This window comes from Paenarthrobacter sp. NPDC090520 (assembly GCF_044769205.1).
In the GTDB taxonomy this organism is placed as follows: Bacteria; Actinomycetota; Actinomycetes; order Actinomycetales; family Micrococcaceae; genus Arthrobacter.
Map to the genome: position 1 here is coordinate 69,225 of NZ_JBIVXM010000015.1, position 24,962 is coordinate 94,186.

Below are 24,962 nucleotides of genomic sequence, written 5' to 3' on the forward strand. Positions count from 1 at the left end.
GGAAGAACGAGGGAGCAAGGCGATACAGATGGTAAAGCAGCCCGTATCCGTGAACGGCGTTGTCCGCTGGAAGGATGTGGGCTTGGCTGATCAGGCACAGAGCGAACAGAAGGAGCGCAAAATGGTTGTACTACGCCACGAGATCGGTGATGTACTGCGCGATGTCCGCCAGCGTCAAGGCCGTACCCTTCGTGAGGTCTCACACAGCGCCCGCGTTTCGCTGGGCTACCTGAGCGAGGTTGAACGTGGCCAAAAGGAGGCTTCTTCCGAGCTCCTGTCCTCGATCTGCACCGCATTGGACGTTCCGTTGTCCAGCATGCTCCGCGAAGTCAGCGACCGCGTTGCAGTTGCAGAGGGCGTCGCTGTTCCGGACACCGTTCCGCAGGAGTTCTCCCAGCGCTACGGCCGCGATCTCGATCTCACCGACGATTTCGGCCAGGGCATGCTCTCCGGAGCCCGGTAACCAAGCACCAAGATCATTGGAAAGGTCCCCAGCCGTTTGGCCGGGGACCTTTTCTTCGTCCTAGTCCGTGGCTTCGCCCGGCTCGTTGTCCTTGAGGGGAACCTCCCTGAGGAGGGGATCGCTGTAGACGGCGTTGAGGCGGCCCATGTAATCGGCCAAGGTCTTGACGTCTTCCAGCGGCCATTCGCCAAGCCTTTCGCGGAAGACCTGTCGGCGCGCGTCCTGCACCTGGTGCATTTTCTCTTCGCCCTTGTCCGTCAAACGGATGGACTGTGCCCTGCCGTCCTGCGGGTCAGCTTCCTTATAGACCAGGCCGATGCCTTCCAGGAAGGCGATCTGCCGGCTCACTGAGGGCTTTCCCACGCCAATGCAGGTTGCCAGGTCCGTCAGCCGGATGGGACCCTCGCGGCGGATGATGGTCAGCAGGCCGTAGGCAGCCGGCTCCATGTCCGGGTGGACCTGGCGGGACAATTGATGCGAAATCGAGCGGGCGCGGCGCCAGAGCAGGCTCAGCTGGTGTTCCACCTGCTGAAGGGCGTCGTCCACGTCGTCACTGGCAACGGCCGGTGCGGGCGCGCTGGGAAGAGGATTGCTCATGGCAACCATTCTAAGGTCCGGCAAGCATGAGAGACTCTATCCGTGAGGGCGAGTGACTTCTGGCGGTTGATGGACGATGAATTCGGCACGGGCTATTCCCGGGTCCTTGCGGGCTCCCTAGTCCTGGCCGGCGTCGGGGGACGGACTGCGGTGGATGCCCTCGCCGCGGGTTTCCCTCCCCGGGAGGTCTGGATCGCGGTCTGCGATGTCCAGGACGTGCCCCTTGAGCGGCGCCTGGGCCGGGACATCAAACCCCTCAGCTAGCCGCACTTGACGGGTCCGGCCGGTGACACGCCGCCGCATTGTTCGAATATCTGTTCGGATGGGGATATGCTCCTGTGAGAGGAAAATTGATCCTGAGCGGCGATTTCCCAGGCAGTCCGCAGCTGTTTTCCACATAGGCAAAGCGGGCTGAGCAAAAATGTCAGGGCCCCGTAATAGCGTCAGACATGACAAGGAAAGCGGCCGTTCAGGCCACTCCACAGCGAGAAAGCATCAGAGGTGTGAACCATGGCGGCAACCCCGGATCGTGAGAAGGCGCTCGAAGCAGCGCTTGCCCAGATCGACAAGCAATTCGGCAAAGGCTCCATCATGCGCTTGGGTGACGATACCCGGGCTCCCATTGAGGTCATTCCCACCGGCTCCATCGCCCTGGACGTGGCGCTCGGCATTGGCGGGCTGCCCCGTGGCCGTGTCGTAGAGATCTATGGTCCGGAATCCTCGGGTAAGACCACCGTTGCCCTCCATGCCGTAGCCAACGCCCAGCGCAACGGCGGCATTGCAGCCTTCATTGACGCCGAACACGCCCTGGACCCTGACTACGCCGCAAAGCTTGGCGTGGACACTGACGCCCTGCTCGTTTCGCAGCCGGATACCGGTGAACAGGCGCTGGAAATCATGGACATGCTGGTGGGCTCCGGCTCGCTGGACATCATCGTCATCGACTCCGTGGCCGCTCTTGTTCCGCGCGCGGAAATCGAAGGCGAGATGGGTGACTCGCACGTGGGCCTCCAGGCCCGCCTCATGAGCCAGGCCCTGCGAAAGATCACCGGTCGCCTGAGCCAGACGAAGACCACCGCCATCTTCATCAACCAGTTGCGTGAAAAGATCGGTGTGTTCTTCGGGTCGCCGGAAACCACCACCGGTGGTAAGGCCCTGAAGTTCTACGCGTCCGTCCGCGTTGATGTCCGCCGCATCCAGACGCTCAAGGAAGGCGCGGACTCGGTGGGCAACCGCACCAAGGCCAAGATCGTCAAGAACAAGATGGCCCCGCCCTTCAAAGTCGCTGAGTTCGACATCATCTACGGCCAGGGCATTTCCCGCGAGGGTGGCATCATCGACATGGGCGTTGAGCACGGCATCATCAAGAAGTCCGGCTCGTGGTTTACCTACGATGGCGACCAGTTGGGCCAAGGCATGGAGAACTCGCGCCGGTTCCTGCGCGACAACCCCGAGCTTGCCCAGGAACTGGAGCGCCTCATCAAGGAGAAGCTGGGCGTTGGCGTCAAGCCCGAAGAGGACACCCCGAAGCTGAAGGCCGTTGACGGATAGGTTCGGGCCGGACCCGGATTCCCCCGTCGCGGACGACCCCGAGCCTGACCCGGAATCCGTGGCGCGTGCGATCGTCCTGCGTCAATTGACCATGGCGCCGCGGAGCCGCCTTCAGCTTGCGCGCAAGCTGGCCGAGCGAAAGGTTCCCGAGGACGTCGCGGAAGCAGTCCTGGACCGCTTCGAAGAAGTGCAACTCATTGATGACGCGGAGTTCGCTCGCATGTGGGTCCGCAGCCGTTCGCAAAGCAAGAAGCTTGCCAAGGGGGCGTTGCGCCGGGAGCTTTCAGACAAAGGCATCGATCTGGACCATGCCGAAGAGGCCCTGTCCCAGCTCAGTGACCAGGATGAAGAGCGTGCTGCGCGGGAGCTCGTTCAGCGCAAGCTCAGGCCCGGACTTGACCTTGCGGACCGTGCCGAGCGCGACAAGTACACCCGGAGGCTTGCCTCCATGCTGGCCAGGAAGGGCTACGCGCCCTCCCTGGCCTTCAGGATCGTCGGTGAGGTACTGGACGAAGCCGGTACCCTTGAGTAGTGAGTTTGACCATTCCTTCCCCTTCAGCAGATTCAACGCAGCCCTCCCTTGAGCCACGGACCTATCAAGTCCGGACTTTTGGTTGCCAGATGAACGTCCACGATTCCGAGCGCATGGCCGGACTCCTGGAGGACGCCGGCTACGTGCCGGCTGAGGGTGAGCTTGCCGACGTCGTGGTGTTCAACACCTGCGCGGTGCGCGAGAATGCGGACAACAAGCTCTACGGGAACCTCGGACAGTTGCGCCAGGTCAAGGCCGCGAACCCCGGAATGCAGATCGCGGTCGGCGGGTGCCTGGCCCAGAAGGACCGCGAAACCATTGTCCGGAAGGCGCCATGGGTGGACGCCGTGTTCGGAACCCACAACGTCGGGGCACTCCCGGCTTTGCTGAACAGGGCACGCCACAACAATGAGGCCCAACTGGAGATCCTCGAGTCACTCGATGTCTTCCCTTCCACGTTGCCCACCAAGCGTGATTCCGTGTATTCGGGGTGGGTTTCCATCTCCGTTGGCTGCAACAACACCTGCACCTTCTGCATCGTGCCGTCGCTGCGTGGCAAGGAGAAGGACCGCCGCCCCGGTGAAATCCTCGCGGAAATCCAGGCTCTGGTGGACGACGGCGCTGTTGAAGTGACGCTGTTGGGCCAGAACGTGAATTCCTACGGCGTGGAGTTCGGCGACCGCCTGGCCTTCTCCAAATTGCTCAGGGCATGTGGTGGCATCGAAGGCCTGGAGCGTGTCCGCTTCACCAGCCCGCATCCCGCCGCGTTTACCGATGACGTTATCGACGCCATGGCAGAGACAGCCAACGTCATGCCCCAGCTGCACATGCCGCTGCAGTCCGGTTCGGACAAGGTCCTCAAGGACATGCGCCGCTCCTACCGGTCCAGCAAATTCCTCGGCATCCTGGACAAGGTCCGTGAACGGATCCCCAACGCGGCGATCACGACGGACATCATTGTGGGATTCCCCGGCGAGACCGAGGAAGACTTCCAGGCCACCCTGGACGTCGTGGAACAGTCCCGGTTCGCCTCGGCCTTCACCTTCCAGTACTCCAAGCGGCCAGGCACCCCCGCTGCCGATCTTCCGGAACAGTTGCCCAAGGCCGTCGTCCAGGAACGCTACGAGCGGCTTACGGCCCTCCAGGACCGGATCGCTGCTGAGGAGAATGCCAAGCAGCTTGGCCGCAGCGTCGAAATCCTCGTGACAGCGCAGTCGGGTCGCAAATCGGAGGAGACGCATCGACTGTCCGGGCGTTCCAAGGACCAGCGGCTGGTGCACTTCTCGGTGCCCGAAGGCTCCGAGGCACCCCGGCCCGGCGATTTCGTCACCGTAACCATCACCGAGGCCGCTGCCTTCCACCTGGTGGCCGATCCCGCTGGACCCACGGACTACGTCCTTCGCCGTTCCAGGGCCGGCGACGCATGGGACCGTGCGCAGGCTGACAGCTGCGGGGTTCCTGCCCCTGGCGCCGGCAGCGTGAAGACCGGCGTATCGCTGGGCATGCCGGCCATTCCTGTCCGCCGCTGAACCGGGTTCGGCGCATCATGCACCCTGAAGGGCCGGATACGTCCGCACTGCCCGTGATTGCGGTTGTTGGTCCCACCGGTTCGGGAAAGTCGGACCTTGGCGTTGAGCTGGCCCTCGCGTTGGACGGCGAAGTCGTCAACGCCGATGCCCTGCAGTTCTACCGTGGCATGGACATCGGCACGGCCAAGATCACCATGGATGAACGCAAAGGCGTGCGGCATCATCTGCTGGACACGTTGGACGTCACAGAGGAAGCCAGCGTGGCCGGGTTCCAGGTTGAATGCCGGAGGACCATCCAGGACATCCATGCGCGCGGCAAGCGTGCCATCATGGTGGGCGGCTCAGGCCTGTATGTTCGGGCGGCACTGGACGTCCTCGAATTTCCGGGTACGGACCCCGTGATCCGCCAGCGGCTGGAAGCCGAGTGTGCGGCCACCGGCCTGTCCCCGCTCCGCGCGCGCCTGGAAGACGTCGATCCGGTCTCGGCGGCCAGGCTGGGTGACGCCCGGCGGGTGATCCGGGCCTTGGAAGTCCACGAACTCACCGGACGGCCCTTCAGTTCGTTCATGCCCCAACGCGAGTATTTCCAACCGGCAATCCAAGTGGGACTCTCAGTGGACCGGGACGTTCTCCGGGACCGGCTGGCGGACCGCGTCCACCGGATGGTGGAGGCGGGGCTCCTGAATGAGGTGAAGCGCTTGGATGCGGCAGGCCTGCGGCAAGGCAAGACAGCATCGCGGGCGTTGGGCTACGCACAGTTCCTGAAAGTCCTGGATGGTCAGGCGGGCATTCCCCAAGCGGCCGAGGAAACAATTGTGGCAACAAGGCAGTTCGCCCGGCGGCAATTGACCTGGTTCCGGGCGGACCCGCGGATCCACTGGCTCGACTGGCAGGACCCGGCCCTCGTTGCGAAAGCCGTGGCGCTCACCAAGGCCGCCTGATTTCTGGCCGAAGACCAGCGGCAGGTAGCCTAGATTCATGGATCAGACCACCGCAGTTTCCGTCCCGCAGCCCGGTGCGGCCGGGGCCACCTTGCCCGAAGCCGAGCTGTCAGGCCTGGCCTTCTCAAAGGGCCACGGAACCGGAAATGACTTTGTGCTGATCGCTGACCCCGGGGCCATTCACGAGATCACCCCGGACCAGGTGGCACAGTTGTGCGACAGGCACCGCGGCATTGGAGGCGACGGACTGATCCGGGCCGTGCCGTCCCGCGATTTGCCCGAAGGCCGCGCCCTGCTGGAACAGGATTCCTCGGCCGAATGGTTCATGGACTACCGCAACGGCGACGGTTCATTGTCCGAGATGTGCGGCAACGGCGTTCGGGTCTTCGTCCACTTCCTTATCGACCAGGGCCTGGTTGAGCTTGGTCCCGGACAAGCCCTGACCATCGGAACCCGTGGCGGGATCAAGAAGATCGTCCGCTCGGACAACGGTTACGCCGTGGATATGGGCCCGTGGGAGTTCATCTTCCCGGCCGAAGCCACCTCCAAGGCCATGGACGCCCTGGTGAGCGCGGACGGACTTGAGGTGGCCCGCCCTGGCCTTTCGGTCAGCATGGGAAACCCCCATACCGTGGTGGCGCTGGCGGAGCTGTCTGAATTGTCAGCCACGCAGCTTTTCAAGGCTCCTGTGGTGGACCCGAAGCCCGCCAACGGCACCAACGTGGAGTTCGTCGTCCCTGCGGAGCCACTGGTCCACGACGGCTTTGGATCCATCACCATGCGCGTTCACGAGCGTGGTGTAGGTGAAACCCAGTCCTGTGGCACCGGGGCGTGTGCAGCCGCCGTCGCCATTCGCCACTGGGCAGGGAGCACTGCGCCGAACGCGTGGCACGTCAACGTTCCCGGCGGCGTGGTGGACGTCAAGTTCTTCCCGGGGCCGGATGGCCGCGAGCATGTTGAACTCAGCGGGCCAGCCGTCATTGTGGCTAAAGGGACGCTTTCCTGACCCGAAGGATCCTGAAGGACTTGGAGGTGCTTTCACGGGACACCGTGAAGGACGTGTCCAATTCGGCAGCCAGCCATCGCTGCAGGGAGTCCGAGCCCAGGTTCTTCTGGACCACCAACCAGGCGTTGCCACCCGGCGCCAGCCTGGGCAGCCAGGTCAGCAGGAGTGAGTGAAGTTCGTCCTTGCCGATCCGGATGGGCGGGTTGGACCAGATGGTGGAAAACTCGACGTCGGCAGCTACCTCGTCGGGAAGGCTCGCCTTCACATTGCCGAGCCCGAGCGATGCTGCGTTCTCGTTGGTCAGCGCGATGCAGCGTTCGTTGACGTCCACGGCGTAGACCTGCGCCGACGGGGCCATCAGACCCATCGTCAACGCAATCGGACCCCAACCGCAGCCGATATCCAGCAGGTTCCCGCGGGGCGAAGGCGGCGGCACGTCCGAGAGCAGGATCGCTGTTCCCTTGTCTATGCCGTCCGGACTGAAAATCCCGGAGGAGGTCTGCAGATGCCGGGTAGCTCCGGCCAGTTCCACCGTCAAAGCCTTACGAGTGAAGGGACCGGCGGGTTGGGCGCTGAAATAGTGTGCAGACTCCATAATTTGCCAGATTAGTTGGCGATCGGCGCCTTGGGAAACTGCAGCCCGGAAGGGTCGGTTTGACACGGGATGCTACCGTGGAAGGCATGTTCTTGATCTTTGAGTAATCAGCCCATGGCTCTGCCCGCGATGCAGGACCGCGCTGCCGAATCACTTTCCGTGACCAGCGCCGCCCATTCCGCCCGGCAGGTTCCCCGGCTCGGTCCGCGTCCCTTTCCGGGGTTCGGGCGCTCAGAAGATCACGTCACCATCCGACCCCATGCTCCGTCGACCCGGCCTGGCTGCTTGCAGGCTTGACCGGCCTTGTGTGGGTGCGACCGGACAGCACGGACAGTCTTCAGCCGGACCGGACCTCTGCGCGGATCCGACCGCCACCACCCACCAGCCAGGCCAGCCGGACGCCATCCGGCTGCCGGCCGCGCTCCAGGAGGCCCTTTTGGCCCAAGCACGTCAGCCCAGCGCGAATACCGACGCGCCGCACAGCAAACAGCATTATTCTGGAATTGCCGAACAGTCTAAGGAGACCATGACCACCCAGAAGCACTCCGGATCCGATTCCGACGCCCAGGACATGAGTCCTGAAGAGATCCAGGCCGTCATCGACCGGATTTTGTCCAAGGATGTCCCAGCGCAGGCATCCGGGGATCCTGACGCCAGGGGCGTTCTTGGCAAGGCCCAAGCGATCTCCACGCTTGACCAGGAGCACAGCATTTTCGACGGCGAGCAGGAAGACCTTGCTGAACGCCGCGCGCTCCGCCGGACGGCAGGCCTTTCCACGGAACTCGAGGATGTCACCGAGGTTGAGTACCGGCAGTTGCGCCTTGAACGAGTGGTCCTCGCAGGCCTCTGGACCGAGGGCACCTTGGCCGATGCCGAGAATTCCCTGCGGGAGCTCGCGGCGCTTGCTGAAACCGCCGGTTCGGAAGTCCTGGATGGGCTGGTCCAGCGCCGGACCAAGCCTGACCCTGGAACCTTCCTGGGGTCTGGCAAGGCCCAGGAGCTCAAGGCAATCGTCGCCTCCACCGGAGCCGACACGGTGGTTGTGGACACCGAGCTTTCGCCGTCCCAGCGGCGTGGCCTGGAGGACATCGTGAAGGTCAAGGTTGTTGACCGCACCACGTTGATCCTGGATATCTTCGCCCAGCATGCAAAGAGCCGTGAGGGCAAGGCCCAAGTGGAACTGGCCCAGCTGGAATACCTGCTCCCCAGGCTCCGCGGCTGGGGTGACTCCATGTCCCGCCAGGCCGGTGGGCAGGTGGGTGGCGCAGGCGCCGGCATGGGTTCCCGTGGTCCCGGTGAAACCAAGATCGAACTCGACCGCCGCCGCATCCGTACCCGGATGGCCAAGCTGCGTCGGGAGATCGCCGCGATGAAGCCGGCGCGCGAGACCAAGCGGGCCAACCGCCGTCGTCATGCCGTTCCTTCCGTCGCGATCGCCGGCTACACCAACGCCGGCAAGTCCTCACTGCTCAACCGCCTGACGGATGCCGGTGTCCTGGTGGAGAACGCGCTGTTCGCCACGTTGGATCCCACGGTCCGCAAGGCCCAAACGCCTGACGGTATCGGTTACACCTTGGCCGACACCGTGGGGTTCGTCCGCTCACTGCCCACACAGTTGGTTGAGGCATTCCGTTCAACGCTCGAGGAAGTGGCGGATTCGGACCTGATCCTGCACGTCGTCGATGCCTCGCACCCTGATCCCGAAGGTCAGATTGCGGCTGTGCGGACAGTCTTCAGCGAAGTCGATGCCCGGAAGGTTCCGGAAATCATCGTCTTGAACAAGGTGGACGTGGCGGATCCGTTCGTCGTTGAGCGCCTCAGGCAGAAGGAACCGCGCCACGCCGTCGTTTCGACCCGCACGGGGGAGGGAATTGCCGAACTCCTGGAGACCATCAGCCAGTCGATCCCGCGGCCGGGCGTCCGGCTGGAGGTGCTCATTCCCTATAACCGCGGCGAGCTGATCAACAAGCTGCATAACTCCGACGCCGAAATCCTTAGCCTTGAGCACGAGGAAGACGGCACGCGCGTGGTGGCGATGGTCCGCGAGGGCCTGGCCGCCGAGCTGGAGTCGTTCGTCAGCAATGGTTGAGAAGGTGGCGGCGGAACCCGCTGCGTCGGTGGGGGAGAAGTTCACCCTCGAGCTGTTGGACAAGGCTGTTGCAGGCATGAGCGGCCAAAGCCGCACTGGCCAGCATGAAATGGCCAAGCACGTTGCCCGGGCCATCGAGTCCGGGGAACACCTGCTGGTCCAGGCGGGAACGGGAACGGGTAAGTCGTTGGCTTACCTGATCCCGTTGATCGCCCATTCCATGGACAGCAACAAGCCCACGCTGGTGTCCACCGCCACCCTGGCCCTCCAGACGCAGATCGTGGGGAGGGACCTTCCCCGCCTGCTGGAGACCATCAACCCGGCCTTGGAACGGCCAGTGAATGTGGCGCTCGTCAAGGGCCGGGCCAATTACGTGTGCCTGCAAAAGCTCGAGGGCGGGTTTCCCAGCGAAGAACCCTCCGAGGGACAGCTTTTCTCCCTTGGAGAGGACACCAGCGTGCCGCACTTCGCCGCATCGCTGGGCGGGCCGTCGTCGCAACTGGGCAAGGAAGTGGTGCGGCTGCGCGAGTGGGCGGAGAAGACCGCCACGGGCGACCGCGACGAACTGATGCCGGGTGTGACAGACCGTGCATGGCGCCAGGTTTCAGTTACCTCGATGGAATGCCTGGGGGCGCAGAAGTGTCCCTTGGCGGAGGAGTGCTTCAGCGAGCAGGCACGCGCCCGGGCGGCGGAAGCCGACGTGGTGGTCACCAACCACGCGATGCTCGCCGTGAGCGCCTTTGAGGGACTGGCAGTCCTTCCGGAGTATGACGTTGTGGTGGTGGACGAAGCCCACGAACTCCAGGACCGGGTCACGGGAGCCGTGTCCGGCCAGTTGTCCGTGGCCATGATCCATGCTGCGGCCTCAAGCGCACGCAAGCACACGGCCATCACCGTCGATGCCCTGAACGCGGCCGCGGACAGGTTGGACATGGCCCTGGTTGGTGTTCCAAGCGGCTTGGTGCCCAACGGCCTCAATGACGAACAACTTGATTGCCTGGACCAGCTCCGGGACGCCACCAGGGCCGCCCTGTCCGATTCGAAAACGGATTCGTCGAACGCCGTGGACGGTGGACGCCAGTTGGCCCGTTCGCGGCTCATGCTCATTCTGGAGCTATCGGAGCGGTTGCTGGCCGCGAAGGAAAATCGTGAAGTGGTGTGGTTCTCCAGGAACAGCACTTTCGATCCCCAGCAGGGCTACTCGCCGCCTGACGAAACAGCTCCCGCACTCATTAATATTGCTCCCCTGAGCGTGGCCGGACGCCTCCGGGAAGGGCTGTTTGCGGGCCACACGGTGGTTCTGACGTCCGCCACGCTGGCCATCGGGTCGGCGTTCGAGCCGGCCGCGGGCGGGCTGGGCCTGCTGGGGGACGGAGCTCCCAGCTGGACAGGCTTGGATGTGGGATCGCCCTTTGACTATCCGAAGCAGGGCGTCCTCTACGTGGCCAAGCACTTGCCCAAGCCCGGACGCGGCACCTCGCCCGAAGCCCTCGACGAGCTTGAGGACCTCATCCGTGCCTCCGGCGGCGGAGCGTTGTGCCTGTTTTCCTCCCGGCGGGCAGCCGAGGAGGCCGCGGATGCCATGCGGCTGCGGCTCGATGTGGACATCCTGTGCCAAGGAGAATCCACCATGGCAGCGCTGGTGAAACAGTTCGCCGACGAACCCGATACGTGCCTTTTCGGCACCATGTCGCTGTGGCAGGGGGTGGACGTGCCGGGCGGCTCGTGCCGCCTGGTGGTCATTGACAGGATCCCCTTCCCACGGCCCGATGATCCCTTGATGACGGCAAGGTCGCGTGCTGTGGCTCAGTCCGGTGGAAACGGGTTCATGGCCGTCTCGGCGACCCATGCCGCAATCCGCCTGGCGCAGGGAGCAGGCCGGTTGATCCGGTCTACGGGAGACAAGGGCGTGGTGGCGATACTCGACTCGAGGCTTTCCACCGAAAGGTACGGCGGCTTCCTGCGGGCTGCCTTGCCGCCCTTCTGGGCCACGACCGACCGGAAGACCGTCCAGGGCGCCTTGCAAAGGCTGGCCCGGAGCGGGCGATAAGACGATTCCTCAGGGGTGCCCGCCACCGCTGGCGCGGGCTCCCCTGAAGCAGTGTGTGCCGACGCGGGTCTTCGAACAGACTTTCTGGAGGCTGGCCCTTAAAGGGAGCGCAACACCGACACGACTTTGCCCATGATGGTGGCCTGATCGCCAAGGATGGGCTCGTACTGGGTGTTCTGGGGGAGGAGCCAGGTGTGGCCGTCGCGCTGCCGGAATGTTTTGACCGTGGCCTCGTCGTCCAGGAGGGCTGCCACGATATCGCCGTTGATGGCGTCGTTCTGCCGGCGGACAACAACCCAGTCGCCATCGCAGATGGCGGCATCGATCATGGAATCACCGGCGACCTTCAGCATGAAGAGTTCGCCATGGCCCACCAATTGCCGCGGGAGGGGCAGGACGTCCTCCACGGTCTGGTCGGCCAGGATCGGGCCACCGGCAGCGATGCGGCCCACCAGGGGAACCATCGCGGTGTCGCTGGCACTTGCCAGCTCGGTGACGGCGAGGCCACCGGTACTGCGCAACGTTGCGGGGGCTTCCACTCCCGGGATGGTGGCACCACCGTCAAGGGTCAGTGGCATGAGGACTTCCATGGCGCGAGGACGCTTGGGGTCCCTCCTGAGGTAGCCGAGTTTTTCCAGCTGGGACAACTGGTGGGTGACGCTCGAGAGGCTGGCCAATCCGACCGTATCCCCGATTTCGCGCATGCTGGGCGGGTAGCCGTTGTCATTGACGGAGCGCTGGATGGTCTCGAGGATCTTCTTCTGCCGGACAGTCAGGCTTTTGGGACTTTTGGTGGGCTGTTGGCTCCGCAGGGGTGCCCCGCCGCCTGTGGCCTTCGCTGCCATGTTCGCCATTGCCCTTCCGTTCCGCCCGGCGGCGTTCTGAGTGCTGCCGGGATGTGGGTCAAAAATGTCGGACCCTCCTGATGCACTGCTTTTGTGCCTGTTTCTTCCCTCAAACGTAGGCCAGGCACCAGCGTTTATCAAACATTTGTTCTAGCGAGTCTCGACACCGTTCGTTGATAAGTGCTAAAAATGTCATAGCAAGGTTCGAATATGTGTTCTAGTAATCCGGATCGAAGCCGGGATGTTCGAAGGAAGTGTTCGAATATCGCGGCGAGACCAACGAACACAAGGTATTGGCAGCAGGGTCCCGGTTCCCCGGGACCAGGCAATCGCTCAGAAGGGCTCAGCTCATGTCCGCAGTCACAACGTTCCACGAGTTCCGCAACGCGCCGGTACCCACCCGCATCCGGCTCACCCGGCGCGGGCGGATCGTTTTCTTTGGCATCCCGGCCATGTTGCTCGTGGCCGCGCTGCTCACGTTTGCGGGCTTCCTGAACTCGCCGGCCAAGGCCTCGGATTCCCCGTCGCAACTGCAACCGCCAGTCGCCGTCAGTGTCACCGTGCAGCCCGGTCAGTCCCTGTGGGGCATTGCAGGATCTGCCGCACCCGAGCGTGACCCGCGGGACGTCATCACGGAGATCATCCAGCTGAATGATCTCCGCGGCGGACGCATCACCCCCGGTCAGCAATTGTTTGTTCCTGCCAAGTAGTCCATCCGGACGGTGGCGCGAATCCTCTCCGGCGTCACAGTTACAGGGCACTCACCGGCGCACCTTAAACTGGTGGGGTGACTGACCAGCTTGAGCGACTCGACCGACTTCCCCTCCGGACCAACCTGCGTGGACTAAGCCCCTACGGCGCACCGCAGCTTGACGTTCCGATTCTGCTCAACGTCAACGAGAACACCCATGGCGTGCCCGCCGATGTCCAGGCCGCGATCACCGAAGCCGTGGCCGCAGCGGCCACCGGACTGAACCGTTACCCCGACCGCGAGTTCACTGAATTGCGGGAGGCGTTGGCGGAATTCCTGGGCCACGGCCTCAGTCCTGCGAACATCTGGGCTGCCAACGGATCCAACGAGGTTCTCCAGCAGATCCTCCAGGCTTTCGGTGGTCCCGGCCGTAAGGCCCTTGGGTTCCCTCCCACGTATTCCATGTACCCCCTCCTGGCCAGCGGCACGGACACTGAGTACGTCCGTGGTGTTCGTGGCGGGGATTTCAGTTTGGATGCCGCGTCCGCCGCTGCGCAGGTGGCTGAGGCGGGCGCAAATATCGTCTTCCTGTGCTCGCCCAACAACCCCACCGGAACGGGTCTTGGGTTGGACGTCGTGGAGGCTGTCTATGAAGCAGGAGAGGCCAGCCAGGCGATCGTGATCGTGGACGAGGCTTACCACGAATTCGCCCACGACAACACTCCCAGTGCCCTGACCTTGCTGCCGGGCCGCGAACGGCTCATTGTTTCCCGCACCATGAGCAAGGCTTTCGCCCTTGCCGGTGCGCGGTTGGGCTACATGGCTGCGGCGCCCGAGGTCACCGATGCCATCCGGCTGGTCCGGCTGCCGTACCACCTCTCGGCGGTAACGCAGGCGACCGCCCTGGCAGCCCTGCAGCACCGCGAGGCCCTGATGGCCGACGTCGAGGACATTAAGGTCCAGCGTGACCGCATCGTCACTGAATTGCTGCGGATGGGCCTCAAGCCGGCGGCCTCGGATTCCAATTACGTGTTCTTTGGTGGCTTGAAGAACCCGCAAGCCATCTGGCAGGGCCTGCTGGATGCTGGAGTACTGATCCGCGATGTTGGGATCCCCGGGCACTTGCGTGTCACTGCCGGTACCGAACGGGAGACCACAGCGTTCCTGGAAGCACTTGAAGCGCTGTTGGCCGGCGAGGCCGGTGTTGCTCCACGGCTCGGTTGAGAAGCCACCCACTTAGACTTGTCCCTAGATCCATTTCCCTTTTCGTGTTAAGGACGTTCCCCAGATGAGCGAAACCGGCGCCACGCCGTCCGCTGCCCGTACCGCGCGCATGGAGCGCACCACCAGTGAGTCTTCTGTCCTGGTGGAGATCAACCTGGACGGTTCGGGTGTCTCGGACATCAGCACCTCGGTCCCGTTCTACGACCACATGCTGACTGCGCTGTGCAAGCACTCCTTGATCGACATGACGGTCAAGGCCACGGGGGACACCCATATCGACGCCCACCACACCGTTGAAGACGTGGCCATCACCTTCGGCGAGGTCCTGCGGACTGCGTTGGGAAACAAGGCCGGTATCCGTCGCTTCGGCGAGGCCACCGTTCCCCTGGATGAGGCCTTGGCCCACGCAGTTGTGGACGTTTCCGGCCGCCCCTACCTGGTGCACGGCGGGGAGCCCGCCGGACAGGAGTACCACCTGATCGGGGGACACTTCACTGGTTCACTGACGCGGCACGTCTTCGAAGCCATCACGCTGCACGCAGGTATCTGCCTGCACATGAATGTCCTGGCAGGACGCGACCCCCACCACATTGTTGAGGCACAGTTCAAGGCATTCGCCCGGGCGCTCCGCGCGGCCGTTGAATCCGATCCCCGCGTGGAGGGTATTCCGTCCACCAAGGGAGCACTATGAGCAACCAGATCCTCAAAGACGGTGCGGTGACTGACGCATCGGCTTCCGCAAAGCCCGAATCGCCCGAGGGCAAGCCCACGGTTACGGTGCTTGATTACGGCTCGGGAAATGTGCGGTCGGCGGTGCGGGCACTGGAGCGCGCAGGCGCCCACGTCGTGTTGAGCGCCAAGCCGGAAGACGTGCTGAACGCTGACGGACTGGTGGTTCCCGGAGTCGGTGCGTTCGAGACTGTCATGAAGGAGCTCAAGGCCGTTGATGGCATCCGCATGATCGGGCGCCGCGTTGCCGGAGGCCGGCCGGTCCTCGCCATTTGTGTTGGCCTTCAGGTGATGTTCGAGGCCGGAGTGGAGCACGGTACCGAATCCGAAGGAATGGCCGAATGGCCAGGCAAGGTAGAGCTCCTGCCCGCTCCCGTGGTTCCGCACATGGGCTGGAACACCGTGGACGTTCCGGAGGGGTCCAAGCTCTTCGCCGGAGTGGAGGACGAGCGTTTCTACTTTGTGCACTCCTACGGCGTTCAGGAATGGAACTTCGACGTTGTCCAGCCCCGGATGGCTCCGCCCATGGTGACGTGGTCCGAGCACGGAGCCCGTTTCATCGCCGCGGTGGAAAACGGCCCGCTGTGCGCTACGCAGTTCCACCCGGAGAAATCGGGCGATGCCGGTGCCAGGCTGCTGCGCAACTGGGTGGACGGCCTCCGGAAACCTGAAGGCGCCGCCTGAATGTGGTCCGTAGTGCTCATGGGGCTCGCCGGCCTCCTGGTAGGTGGGGGCATCTCCTTCCACCAGCAGAAAAAGCCCCTCTGGGTTTCCATTTCCTTCTACGTGCTGGCCGGGATGTCCCTCCTGGCCGCCTACCTCCTGACGCTTCCGGGCAAGTAACCCGGCGTTCCCATCAACTGCAAGGACACACATGACCACGCCCGCACAGTCCGTTCTGGAACTCCTTCCCGCCGTCGACATTGTTGACGGCCAGGCCGTCCGCCTCCTCCAAGGAGAGGCGGGCTCGGAAACGAGCTATGGCACGCCCCTTGAAGCAGCCCTGAACTGGCAGGAAGCCGGCGCTGAGTGGGTGCACATGGTGGACCTCGACGCCGCCTTCGGCCGGGGCAACAACGCGGACCTGATCAGCGACGTGGTTTCCCAGCTCAACGTGAAGGTGGAGTTGTCCGGCGGGCTTCGCGACGATGAGTCGCTGGAACGCGCACTGGCCCTCGGCGTAGCCCGGGTGAACCTCGGTACGGCTGCGTTGGAGAACCCGGAATGGACCCGCCGTGCCATCGAGCGCTTCGGCGACAAGATCGCCGTCGGTCTTGACGTCCGCGGAACCACGCTGGCCGGCCGCGGCTGGACCAAGGAGGGCGGCGATCTCTGGGAGGTCCTGGCCCGTCTTGAGGACGCCGGCTGCGCCCGTTACGTGGTCACCGACGTGACCAAGGATGGCACGCTGCAGGGACCCAACGTCGAACTGCTCCGCCAGATGGTGGAGAAGACCGGTAAGCCAGTGGTGGCGTCGGGTGGTATTTCCAGCCTTGAGGACCTCCGCGTGCTCCGTGAGTTGGTTCCGCTGGGCGTCGAGGGTGCGATCGTGGGCAAGGCGCTGTACGCCGGTGCCTTCACGCTCCCCGAAGCGCTGGACGTCGCCGGCCGCCGCTGATGGCAGGGCACCAGGAACAACGCCGGGAGCTTCCAGGGCACATTGCCGCCGCCCTGGCGGGTGCAGGCGGGCCCACCGATTCCGCCGGGCAGCCGTGGGCGGGGCGCAGCCTGGACGGCGACGCCGCCAAAATCCACAACTTCGAGGACGACGACGGTTCGGCCGATTCCGGATACCTCGCCGCAGTAGCGGCCTTGCTGGACGGCAATGGCAGCGAAGCCGATGTGGTGTCGGCGCTCGCCACGGCCAGGGTCTTCGTGCCCGTGGTTGCGACGCTCGCCGAAGAGGCCGCAGGCGTGGACGGGCTCCATGCCGACAAGCAGGCTGATATGGCGTTGGTCACTCTCAAGGCTCCTGACGGAAGGACGGCCATGCCCGTCTTCACTTCCGCGGATGCCCTGGAGCGATGGCATCCGGAGGCCCGGCCTGTTGCTGTTTACGCGGCCAGGGCGGCACTTTCCGCCGTATCCGAGGGTGCACAACTGCTGGTCCTGGACCCGGGCTCGGATTACACGTTCGTGGTGCGCCGCCCGGCCATGTGGGCTCTTGCCCAGCAGAAGGACTGGACGCCGTCCTACCTTGATGATCAACTGGAGGCTGCTCTCGCTTCCACGGTTTCTGGTTTCCGCACGGTCCGCAGGCTTGAGACGCAGCCCGGTGCGGGCGTTGCGTCCCTGACGGCCGATGGACGCCAGGTACCTGGCGGCGGAGCGGGGCCCGAGTTGCGGGTAGTGCTGTTCCTTGAGGACGGGCTGGACGCCGTAGCGGTCCAAGCGCTCGTGGCCCAATTGAACGAGGCCTGGGCAAGGATGGATTCCTTTGCCGAGGGCGTTGATTCCATTGAAGTAAAACTGCAGCGTGCAGCACAGGAGCCCGCGCAGCATTAACGGCAGCACCCGTTCCCCGGGGCTGCCTTGGGGAACAAGAGGAAACTGGCTGTGAATTTCGCTCTCTACAAGGAGATGCTGTCCATCCGCCCTGTGCGGCGGTTGCTGTTGGTGGGCATGGTGGCCCGCATCCCGCATTCGGCGGCCGGCGTCCTGCTGACGCTGCACATAGTCCTGACTTTGGGGGAGGGGTACGCCGCAGCGGGGGCTGCCGCGGCAGTCATGACCATCGGGATCGCGCTGGGAGCTCCCTGGCGCGGACGCCGGGTAGACATGGTGGGCTTGCGTAAGGCCCTTATTCCTTCCGTCGTGTCCGAGACCGTGATCTGGTCGATCGTGCCGCACGTTTCCTATCAATGGCTCCTGCCCCTGGTGTTCGTGGGCGGCCTGTTCACGCTGCCCATCTTCAGCGTGGTCCGGCAGTCGCTGGGTGTGATGGTGGATGGTGAACAGCGTCGCGGCGCCTTCGCACTGGATTCGATTGCCACCGAGCTAGTGTTCATGATCGGACCGGCCATCGGTGCCATTGTCGCCACGAGCGGTTTCTCGGCGCTGGGCTTGACTGCCGTGGGAGTGTCGGTTTCCGTGGCTGGCCTGTTCCTGATCTGGTTCAATCCTCCAACGAGGAGCGAGGATCCCTGCTCGGCCGGGGAGTCCGCGGAACGTGCCGCGGCCGATCTTTCAGCCGCCGAGGCTGCCATGGTTGCTTCCGCACCCGGCCATGTCCAGGAGGCTGCCTCCGAAATGGCACCTTCGGCGTCCAAGGGTGGCCTGCGGAGCCGCGTTGCCCGCAATTTCACGTGGTTCACCGTCTCAGTAGCTGCGCTGTTCGCCGTTGCGGCAGGCTCCGGAATGGTGCTCAGTGGCTCGGACGTGAGCATCGTTGGCCTGCTGGAACGGGGAGGCCACCAGAACCAGATCGGTATAGTCTTCTTCTTCTGGTGTGCTGCCTCGGTGGTCGGTGGACTTGTTTACGGCGCCATGAACCGCCCGGTCTCGCCCATGCTCCTCCTGCTGGGCATGGCCGCGCTGACTATTCCCATGGGCTTTGCACGGGACACGTGGACGCTGGCCTTCCTGTCGATCCTCCCCGGCCTGCTGTGTGCGCCCGTGCTGTCCGCGTCCTCGGAGAAGGTTGCCGACCTTGTGGACGAGGAACGTCGTGGTGAAGCGATGGGCTGGTACGGTTCGGCGCTGACGGCCGGTGTGGCCCTTGGTGCGCCGCTGGCGGGGGTGTTCATCGACAACGTGGGGCCGTCCGGGGGCTTCGCTGCTGTGGGTTCTGCCGGCGTCGTCCTGTGCGTTGCAGGTTTCGTCCTGATGTCCTTGCGCCGCCGCGCCGCCCGCGTCTGAGGCGCCTTGTGCCTTAACAACGACGGCGACCCGAACCGAAAGGTTGGGTCGCCGTCGTCGTTTGCTGCCTGGGCTTGCCGCTAGTTCACCGGGCCGGTGAACTTTTCGCCCGGACCCTTGCCCGGTGCGTCCGGGATGAGGGAAGCCTCGCGGAATGCCAGCTGAAGGGACCGCAGGCCATCGCGCAAAGGACCGGCATGCTGGGAGCCGATCTCCGGGGCGGCCGCCGTGACCAGGCCGGCCAGGGCGGTGATGAGCTTGCGGGCCTCGTCAAGGTCCTTGAGGTCTTCCGCGTGGGGATCGTCGGCCAGGCCAACCTTGACCGCTGCGGCGCTCATGAGGTGCACGGCGCCGGTGGTAATAACCTCGACGGCGGGAACTTCGGCGATGTCGCGGATCTGCTGGGAGACTCCGGTGTCTGCCGCGTCTCCGCCGAAGGAGTTACGGTGATTGCTGTCTTCAGTGCTCATACTGGTAAGCTTGTCACAGACCGACTGGAAGTCGTTATTTCTACGTTAGTGGAACTGCAGTCTTTGCCTGCCGTGTGAATGTGCGCTTGGCGGGTTATTTCTGTAGACTTGATTTTCAGTTTGCAAGCGGAGTTCTCTCCCACCCGCGTCAGCCGCTTCCCTCACGGGACTTGAAGGTTGCCGGGTAACCTGGTCGGACGCTTCACGGCATTGCCGGAAGTGCAGTTGGCTCCCTTCGTGGGGCTGCGCCGATCTTCGAGGCCTTCGATTGCACCAGCAATTGGAGGCCTTCTCTTTTTGCCGGTGAAACTCACCACAACCACAGGAGCTTTAACATTAGCGAGCCAAGAATCAATGAGCGTATCCGCGTCCCCGAGGTGCGGCTGGTCGGCCCTGCCGGCGAACAGGTAGGAATTGTCCGCATTGAGGACGCCCTGCGTCTTGCTGCCGAGTCCGATCTCGATCTCGTTGAAGTTGCCCCGCAGGCTAAGCCTCCTGTTTGCAAGTTGATGGACTTCGGCAAGTACAAGTACGAGGCCGCAGTCAAGGCGCGCGAAGCCCGCAAGAACCAGACCAACACGGTTCTGAAGGAAATCCGCTTCCGCCTGAAGATCGACAAGCACGACTACGAAACCAAGCGTGGACACGCCCTCCGCTTCCTCGGTGCCGGTGACAAGGTCAAGGCCATGATCCAGTTCCGTGGCCGCGAGCAGCAGCGTCCCGAAATGGGCATCCGCCTCTTGCAGCGCTTTGCCGAAGACGTTGCCGAGGTTGGCGTTGTCGAGTCCAGCCCGCGCATCGATGGCCGCAACATGGTCATGGTGATCGGTCCGCTCAAGAACAAGGCCGAGGCCAAGGCCGAAGCCCGCCGCGCAGCACAGCGTGCCGAAGCCAAGGCCCAGAACGAGGCCAAGGCGGCAGCACGTGTGGACACCTCGGGCGACCAGGGTCCCATGACCCAGTCCCTCGCGGATCTCCTTCCTGCCGGCCTCACGGCTGCCGGGGAAGAGGCCACTCAGGAAACCGAAGCTCCCGTAGTCGAGGAAGCCACGCAGGCGGCAGCCGAGGAAGCTCCCGTCAGCGAAGCACCCGCGGTTGCGGAGGCTCCGGAGGAAACGCCGGTTGCTGAGGAAGCCCCGGCTGCCGAGGAAGCCGCTGTTGCTGAGGAAGCTCCGGCTCCCGCTCCCGTAGCGGCACCTGCACCGGAAGCGCCGAAGCCTGTTGTCCCGTCCGCTCCGAAGCCTGCCGTTCCGGCGGTTCCGAAGCCGATGGCCAAGCCTGCAGCTCCCAAGCCGGGCGCACGGCCCGCGGCCCCCAAGGCCGCGCCGAAGCCTGCATCACGCAAGACCAACTAGTTCGACGCCCAAGGAGCTCCGCTCCGAACGGCAAGCAACCAGCACGCCGGCCCTTGGAGGCAGGCTGCACGAAAGAACTGCGGACATTGTCCGTGGATACGTAAGGAGATCGGTTCCCATGCCGAAGATGAAGACCCACAGCGGTGCTAAGAAGCGCTTCAAGCTGACCGGCACCGGCAAGCTGAAGCGCCAGCAGGCCAACCGCCGCCACTACCTGGAGCACAAGCCCACCACCCTGACCCGTCGCCTCGCCGGCGACAAGATCGTCTTCAAGGGCGACGCCAAGGTCATCAAGAAGATGCTGGGCGTCTAAGTTCCAAGCTCTAAGGTTGCCGCCGTCCGGCGGGGACCGACTACACCAAAAGCCTTCTCAGGCCGGCCGGAGATCCGGCAGTAGCAGCTTGGGATAAAGATTTCTGAAGGAGTACGCACGTGGCACGTGTGAAGCGGGCGGTCAACGCCCACAAGAAGCGCCGGGTTGTCCTCGAACGCGCAAAGGGTTACCGCGGTCAGCGTTCGCGCCTTTACCGCAAGGCAAAAGAGCAGCTGCTGCACTCGTTTGTGTACAGCTACGGCGACCGCCGCAAGCGTAAGGGTGACTTCCGTCGCCTCTGGATCCAGCGCATCAACGCTGCATCCCGCGCCAACGGCCTCACCTACAACCGTCTCATCCAGGGCCTGAAGGCTGCTGAGGTTGAGGTTGACCGCCGCATGCTCGCCGAATTGGCTGTTTCCGACGCCAACGCTTTCACCGCCCTGGTGAACGTTGCCAAGGCTGCCCTCCCGGCTGACACGTCTGCTCCGGCCAAGGCCGAAGCTGCTCCGAAGGCTGCCAAGGTTGCTTCCGCTGCTGCCACGGCCACCGCTGTCAAGGCTGTCGTTTCCGACAAGCCCGCCATCGACGGTGCCATCGCAGCCGTTGAGGGTGAGGGCGCTCCCGAAGGCCACGCCATCAAGGGCAACGCCGAGTCCAAGAAGTACCACGTTCCGGGTTCCACCTGGTACGAGAACACTGCCGCTGAGTACTGGTTCTCCACCGTTGAGGCTGCCAAGGCCGCAGGCTTCGAGCCCGCAGGTGGCGAAGCCCGCCAGCAGATCAAGAACTAGTCGCAACTGCCACTAAAGTTCTTTATATGAACGAAACCGGGCGCCCGCAAGAAATAACGATGACCAACCCCCGAGCTGATCGGGTAAGGGATGTCGCCAAACTTGCCGGGCGCCCGGCGCGTTTAAAGCGCGGCCGGTTCCTCGCTGAAGGACCGCAGGCCGTGCGGGAGGCGCTGACCCTCCACCGTGAGCGGCTCGCGGCCGGAGGTGCCGCCGTCGTCCATGAAGTCTTTGCCAGCGAAGCGTGCCTGGACAGGCTTCCCGAACTTGCGGAGCTGGCCCGTGGCACGCAGCTCCGGCTGGCCAGCGATGATGTGTTGGCCGCCATGGCGGACACCGTCAATCCGCAGGGCGTCGTGGCCGTGTGCAGCTTTGTGGACGTCAGCCTTGAGAGCGTGCTCGACGCCGGTCCCCGCCTTCTTGCCGTGATGTGCCAAGTGCGCGACCCCGGTAACGCGGGAACCGTACTGCGGGCCGCCGACGCAGCGGGCGCGGACGCTGTGGTGCTGACCGGCAGCAGCGTGGACATCTACAATCCGAAGGCCGTACGCTCCACGGCTGGCTCCCTCTTCCACCTTCCTGTTGTCCTTGGGGCTGATGTCGAGGAACTCGTGGCGCTCTGTAAGGCGCGTGGGATTGGCGTCCTTGCAGCGGACGGCTACGGCACCGTGAACCTGGACAAGCTGCAGGACGAGAACGCCGCCCGGCGGCTCGGCAACGGGGATGTTGCTTCGGACTACGCGCTGGAAGCGCCCACGGCCTGGCTCTTCGGCAATGAGGCGCAGGGTCTCTCCGATGCGGAACTCGGCCTGGCCGACCATCGGGTGGCTGTGCCCGTCTACGGTTCAGCCGAAAGCCTCAACCTGGGAACGGCGGCCACGGTGTGCCTGTACGCCAGTGCCCGGTCCCAGCAAGGAGCGGTCTTCACCAGCGCTCCCGCCGGCGAAATGCATAAGTAGCCACGCTCCGGGTACTTTGTTGCCGTCAAGGCAGGTCGATGGCCTGTCCTGGCCCACTCCCATCACTCCCGAAACCGAAAAGGTGACTTCCGTGGCTGCAAGTGGCGGTACCAAAGCGATTGTGGCGGCACTCGCCGCGAACCTGACCATCGCTGTACTGAAGTTCCTGGCCTTCATCCTGACGCTGTCTTCGTCCATGCTGGCCGAAGCGATCCACTCCCTGGCCGATTCCGGTAACCAGATCCTGCTGCTGGTAGGCGGGAAACGCGCCAAGCGTGCGGCCGACCCGGAACATCCGTTCGGCTACGGACGTGAACGCTACATCTACGCCTTTATCGTCTCGATTGTGCTTTTCAGCGTCGGCGGCTTGTTCGCCCTGTATGAGGCGTGGGAGAAGTTCCACGACCCCCACGGCATTGAAGGCACCTTCTGGTGGGTTCCGCTCGCTGTCCTGGGTGGTGCGATCATTGCCGAGGGGTTCTCCTTCCGTACCGCCATCATCGAATCCAACCATCTCCGGGGCAATCAAAGCTGGGTCTCGTTCATCCGGAACGCCAAGCAACCCGAACTGCCCGTCATCCTGTTGGAGGACTTTGGCGCGCTCCTGGGCCTGCTCTTTGCCCTCTTCGGGGTCAGCATGACGCTGGCGACCGGAAACGGCGTCTGGGACGCTTTCGGCACGGGAATGATCGGCCTCCTGTTGGTGGCCATCGCCGTTGTCCTGGCCCTGGAAACCAAGTCCCTGTTGCTGGGCGAGTCGGCCACCAAGGAGGATGTGTCCCGGATTACCGAGGCCCTTATGGCGGACGGAACACGGATCATCCACCTCAAGACCATGCACCTGGGTCCCGAGGAGTTGCTGGTGGCCGCGAAGATCACCATGGGAGCCGCCGATACCGGCCAGGCCATCGCCAAGGTGATTGACGACGCCGAACAACGGATCCGTGCGGCGGTTCCGATTGCGCGGGTCATCTACCTGGAACCCGACCTGGAACGCGTCCAGTCCTGATAGGACATAGGAAAAAGCGATCGGCTCCGCACTGCGGAGCCGATCACTTTTTGGTTCTGCAACTGTCAGGCCAGGGGCCTCCTGCGTTCCACCAAGCCGCTGACCACAGCTACGCCCAGGCCGAGCACGGCAAGGACAGCGCCTACCAGCGCCGGAGCAACGTAACCCCAACCCCAGGCGATCACGGTTCCGCCGAGGAATGCTCCGAGGGCGTTGGCTATGTTGAGGGCCGAATGGTTCAAGGAGGAAGCCAGCGAAGCCGCGCCGGGAGCCGCGTCCAGGAGGCGGGTTTGGAGCGCGGGTGTCAGCATGGAGCCGATTCCGCCGACGACGAAAGCCATGAGGAAGGCGGACCAGGCCCAGTGCGCAGCAATCGCATACACCACCAGGGCTACGGCGATGCCGGGCATCACCAGGTAGATGGTGCCCATGACGGAACGGTCCGCGATCCTGCCACCGATGATGTTGCCCACCACCATGCCAACGCCGTACAGGGCCACGACCGCCGGAATGAGGCTCTCCGGGATACCGGCCACGCTGGTCATCGTGTGGGCGATGTAGGTGTAGACGGCAAAGAAGCCGCCGAAGCCAATGATGCCGATCAAGAGTGCAAGCCAAACCTGGAGACGCTTGAGGGCGCCCAGTTCGCGCCTGATGCTCGCCTCCGGATGGACCGGCTCGAAGGGTACGAACTTCCAGACCATCGACACGGTGACCAGGCCGATCGCACCGACGATCACGAAGAGGAGCCGCCATCCGAACGTTTGTCCCACCCAGGTGGCCAGGGGGACGCCGATGACGTTGGACACGGTGAGTCCGGCCATGACCATGGAAATGGCCCAGCCGCGTTTGGTGGGTGCCACGAGGCTGGCGGCGATGACCGCGGCAACACCGAAGTAGGCGCCGTGGGGGAGGCCCGATGCGAACCGGGACAACAGCATGAGTCCGTAATCAGGTGCGATGAAAGAGGTCAGGTTGGCGATGGACAGGAAGAGCATCAGTCCCAGCGCCAGGTGCTTGCGGGGGAGCTTGGCCCCGAAGGCCGCGAAGACCGGCGCGCCGATGACCACGCCCAGTGCATAGGCCGAAATCAGGTTCCCGGCCTCGGGCGTGCTGATGCGAAGCCCGTCCTCTACCTCTTTCAGAAGCCCCATCATGGCGAACTCGGTGGTTCCGATCGCAAACCCACCCATGGCCAGCGACAGGATGGCCAAACCAAGGTGGCGCCGCGTGGGACGGGAGGTGGGTGGGGACATGGTGGTAGTCATAAGCCTGCTTCGTGAGGGTGTCCCCGGGGCCGGGGTAGGAAGAAAAACCGAGATCAAGTTTAGTGGCCAGCGGCCTGCGGGGCTTTGTTTTGTG

The 24,962-nt window shown here is 64.0% G+C and carries 28 protein-coding genes; 22 read left to right on the forward strand and 6 right to left on the reverse strand.

The genetic code is table 11. The features are described 5' to 3' along the window. Nucleotides 1-28 precede the first annotated feature (28 nt). Nucleotides 29-463: a helix-turn-helix domain-containing protein gene (locus ACIQTZ_RS17245; RefSeq protein ID WP_021472656.1), complete on the forward strand. Its 435-nt coding sequence runs from the start codon at nucleotides 29-31 to the stop codon at nucleotides 461-463. A 60-nt stretch (nucleotides 464-523) separates the two neighbouring features. Here ACIQTZ_RS17245 and ACIQTZ_RS17250 read toward each other — a convergent pair whose 3' ends face one another. Then, nucleotides 524-1,060 carry a MarR family winged helix-turn-helix transcriptional regulator gene (locus ACIQTZ_RS17250; RefSeq protein WP_400271310.1) on the reverse strand — a complete coding sequence of 179 codons (537 nt, stop codon included), beginning with the start codon at nucleotides 1,058-1,060 and terminating at the stop codon, nucleotides 524-526. A 69-nt stretch (nucleotides 1,061-1,129) separates the two neighbouring features. On the opposite strand from ACIQTZ_RS17250, the gene ACIQTZ_RS17255 reads away from it, so the two are divergent. The 6 genes from ACIQTZ_RS17255 to dapF all read left to right on the forward strand — a co-directional run bounded on the left by ACIQTZ_RS17255 (nucleotide 1,130) and on the right by dapF (nucleotide 6,619). Then, nucleotides 1,130-1,324, forward strand: coding sequence for a DUF3046 domain-containing protein (locus ACIQTZ_RS17255; protein WP_400331664.1), 195 nt, complete (start codon nucleotides 1,130-1,132; stop codon nucleotides 1,322-1,324). A gap of 246 nt (nucleotides 1,325-1,570) precedes the next feature. Next, complete coding sequence (gene recA / locus ACIQTZ_RS17260; RefSeq protein ID WP_402982490.1) at nucleotides 1,571-2,611, forward strand: recombinase RecA; 1,041 nt, start codon at nucleotides 1,571-1,573, stop codon at nucleotides 2,609-2,611. Then, entirely contained in the window at nucleotides 2,601-3,143 is a 543-nt protein-coding gene (locus tag ACIQTZ_RS17265) for a regulatory protein RecX (protein WP_402982492.1), read from the forward strand. Before recA ends, ACIQTZ_RS17265 begins: the two co-directional genes overlap by 11 nt. After that, nucleotides 3,143-4,672, forward strand: a complete 1,530-nt coding sequence (gene miaB / locus ACIQTZ_RS17270) for a tRNA (N6-isopentenyl adenosine(37)-C2)-methylthiotransferase MiaB (protein WP_402982494.1) — start codon at nucleotides 3,143-3,145, stop codon at nucleotides 4,670-4,672. The genes ACIQTZ_RS17265 and miaB overlap by 1 nt, the downstream gene beginning before the upstream one ends. 17 nt (nucleotides 4,673-4,689) lie before the next feature. Further along, complete coding sequence (gene miaA / locus ACIQTZ_RS17275) at nucleotides 4,690-5,613, forward strand: tRNA (adenosine(37)-N6)-dimethylallyltransferase MiaA (protein WP_402982496.1); 924 nt, start codon at nucleotides 4,690-4,692, stop codon at nucleotides 5,611-5,613. 37 nt (nucleotides 5,614-5,650) lie between these two features. Next, a complete protein-coding gene (gene dapF / locus ACIQTZ_RS17280; RefSeq protein ID WP_402982498.1) occupies nucleotides 5,651-6,619 on the forward strand; it encodes a diaminopimelate epimerase in 969 nt (322 codons plus the stop codon). Here dapF and ACIQTZ_RS17285 read toward each other — a convergent pair. Beyond that, nucleotides 6,600-7,214 (reverse strand): class I SAM-dependent methyltransferase, encoded by a 615-nt coding sequence (locus tag ACIQTZ_RS17285; protein ID WP_400331514.1) that lies wholly within the window; start codon nucleotides 7,212-7,214, stop codon nucleotides 6,600-6,602. The two genes, dapF and ACIQTZ_RS17285, sit on opposite strands and share 20 nt — an antisense overlap. A gap of 337 nt (nucleotides 7,215-7,551) precedes the next feature. Then, the gene (locus ACIQTZ_RS17290; RefSeq protein WP_402982500.1) at nucleotides 7,552-7,707 is read right to left on the reverse strand and encodes a hypothetical protein; all 156 of its coding nucleotides are present in this window, start codon (nucleotides 7,705-7,707) and stop codon (nucleotides 7,552-7,554) included. 33 nt (nucleotides 7,708-7,740) lie between these two features. Between ACIQTZ_RS17290 and hflX the strand changes: the two genes are divergently transcribed. Beyond that, a complete protein-coding gene (gene hflX / locus ACIQTZ_RS17295; RefSeq protein WP_402982502.1) occupies nucleotides 7,741-9,303 on the forward strand; it encodes a GTPase HflX in 1,563 nt (520 codons plus the stop codon). Continuing rightward, nucleotides 9,296-11,353: an ATP-dependent DNA helicase gene (locus ACIQTZ_RS17300; protein WP_402982504.1), complete on the forward strand. Its 2,058-nt coding sequence runs from the start codon at nucleotides 9,296-9,298 to the stop codon at nucleotides 11,351-11,353. Before hflX ends, ACIQTZ_RS17300 begins: the two co-directional genes overlap by 8 nt. 98 nt (nucleotides 11,354-11,451) lie before the next feature. Here the strand turns inward: ACIQTZ_RS17300 and lexA are convergent, their stop codons facing one another. After that, nucleotides 11,452-12,198, reverse strand: a complete 747-nt coding sequence (lexA, locus tag ACIQTZ_RS17305) for a transcriptional repressor LexA (RefSeq protein WP_400331666.1) — start codon at nucleotides 12,196-12,198, stop codon at nucleotides 11,452-11,454. A 350-nt stretch (nucleotides 12,199-12,548) separates the two neighbouring features. On the opposite strand from lexA, the gene ACIQTZ_RS17310 reads away from it, so the two are divergent. From ACIQTZ_RS17310 to ACIQTZ_RS17345, 8 genes are all read left to right on the forward strand, one after another. Beyond that, a complete protein-coding gene (locus ACIQTZ_RS17310) occupies nucleotides 12,549-12,908 on the forward strand; it encodes a LysM peptidoglycan-binding domain-containing protein (RefSeq protein ID WP_402982505.1) in 360 nt (119 codons plus the stop codon). Between the two features lie 77 nt (nucleotides 12,909-12,985). Beyond that, the gene (locus tag ACIQTZ_RS17315) at nucleotides 12,986-14,113 is read left to right on the forward strand and encodes a histidinol-phosphate transaminase (protein WP_402982507.1); all 1,128 of its coding nucleotides are present in this window, start codon (nucleotides 12,986-12,988) and stop codon (nucleotides 14,111-14,113) included. 64 nt (nucleotides 14,114-14,177) lie between these two features. Continuing rightward, nucleotides 14,178-14,804 (forward strand): imidazoleglycerol-phosphate dehydratase HisB, encoded by a 627-nt coding sequence (gene hisB, locus ACIQTZ_RS17320; protein WP_089594411.1) that lies wholly within the window; start codon nucleotides 14,178-14,180, stop codon nucleotides 14,802-14,804. After that, nucleotides 14,801-15,526 (forward strand): imidazole glycerol phosphate synthase subunit HisH, encoded by a 726-nt coding sequence (gene hisH, locus ACIQTZ_RS17325; RefSeq protein ID WP_400271300.1) that lies wholly within the window; start codon nucleotides 14,801-14,803, stop codon nucleotides 15,524-15,526. Before hisB ends, hisH begins: the two co-directional genes overlap by 4 nt. Then, on the forward strand, nucleotides 15,527-15,685 hold the full coding sequence (locus tag ACIQTZ_RS17330; protein WP_400331527.1) for a hypothetical protein: 159 nt from the start codon (nucleotides 15,527-15,529) through the stop codon (nucleotides 15,683-15,685). Nucleotides 15,686-15,716: 31 nt separating this feature from the next. Then, nucleotides 15,717-16,460: a bifunctional 1-(5-phosphoribosyl)-5-((5-phosphoribosylamino)methylideneamino)imidazole-4-carboxamide isomerase/phosphoribosylanthranilate isomerase PriA gene (gene priA / locus ACIQTZ_RS17335; RefSeq protein WP_400331529.1), complete on the forward strand. Its 744-nt coding sequence runs from the start codon at nucleotides 15,717-15,719 to the stop codon at nucleotides 16,458-16,460. Beyond that, nucleotides 16,460-17,347, forward strand: a complete 888-nt coding sequence (locus ACIQTZ_RS17340) for an SseB family protein (protein ID WP_402982509.1) — start codon at nucleotides 16,460-16,462, stop codon at nucleotides 17,345-17,347. The genes priA and ACIQTZ_RS17340 overlap by 1 nt, the downstream gene beginning before the upstream one ends. A 51-nt stretch (nucleotides 17,348-17,398) precedes the next feature. Beyond that, nucleotides 17,399-18,700, forward strand: a complete 1,302-nt coding sequence (locus ACIQTZ_RS17345) for an MFS transporter (protein WP_402982510.1) — start codon at nucleotides 17,399-17,401, stop codon at nucleotides 18,698-18,700. A gap of 80 nt (nucleotides 18,701-18,780) precedes the next feature. Here the strand turns inward: ACIQTZ_RS17345 and ACIQTZ_RS17350 are convergent, their stop codons facing one another. Then, nucleotides 18,781-19,170 (reverse strand): DUF1844 domain-containing protein, encoded by a 390-nt coding sequence (locus tag ACIQTZ_RS17350; RefSeq protein WP_400331535.1) that lies wholly within the window; start codon nucleotides 19,168-19,170, stop codon nucleotides 18,781-18,783. A 377-nt stretch (nucleotides 19,171-19,547) separates the two neighbouring features. Here ACIQTZ_RS17350 and infC point away from each other — a divergent pair, with 377 nt between their 5' ends. The 5 genes from infC (at nucleotide 19,548) to ACIQTZ_RS17375 (ending at nucleotide 23,600) form a co-directional block, all read left to right on the forward strand. Further along, nucleotides 19,548-20,525, forward strand: coding sequence for a translation initiation factor IF-3 (infC, locus tag ACIQTZ_RS17355; protein ID WP_402982512.1), 978 nt, complete (start codon nucleotides 19,548-19,550; stop codon nucleotides 20,523-20,525). A gap of 118 nt (nucleotides 20,526-20,643) precedes the next feature. After that, on the forward strand, nucleotides 20,644-20,838 hold the full coding sequence (gene rpmI, locus ACIQTZ_RS17360; protein WP_347110628.1) for a 50S ribosomal protein L35: 195 nt from the start codon (nucleotides 20,644-20,646) through the stop codon (nucleotides 20,836-20,838). A 119-nt stretch (nucleotides 20,839-20,957) separates the two neighbouring features. Then, nucleotides 20,958-21,632, forward strand: a complete 675-nt coding sequence (rplT, locus tag ACIQTZ_RS17365) for a 50S ribosomal protein L20 (RefSeq protein WP_400331540.1) — start codon at nucleotides 20,958-20,960, stop codon at nucleotides 21,630-21,632. 26 nt (nucleotides 21,633-21,658) lie between these two features. Continuing rightward, a complete protein-coding gene (locus tag ACIQTZ_RS17370; RefSeq protein ID WP_402982514.1) occupies nucleotides 21,659-22,591 on the forward strand; it encodes a TrmH family RNA methyltransferase in 933 nt (310 codons plus the stop codon). Between the two features lie 91 nt (nucleotides 22,592-22,682). Further along, nucleotides 22,683-23,600 (forward strand): cation diffusion facilitator family transporter, encoded by a 918-nt coding sequence (locus tag ACIQTZ_RS17375; RefSeq protein WP_402982515.1) that lies wholly within the window; start codon nucleotides 22,683-22,685, stop codon nucleotides 23,598-23,600. A 65-nt stretch (nucleotides 23,601-23,665) separates the two neighbouring features. On the opposite strand, the gene ACIQTZ_RS17380 is transcribed toward ACIQTZ_RS17375, so the two are convergent. Next, nucleotides 23,666-24,868: an MFS transporter gene (locus tag ACIQTZ_RS17380; protein ID WP_402982517.1), complete on the reverse strand. Its 1,203-nt coding sequence runs from the start codon at nucleotides 24,866-24,868 to the stop codon at nucleotides 23,666-23,668. Nucleotides 24,869-24,962: the final 94 nt, after the last annotated feature.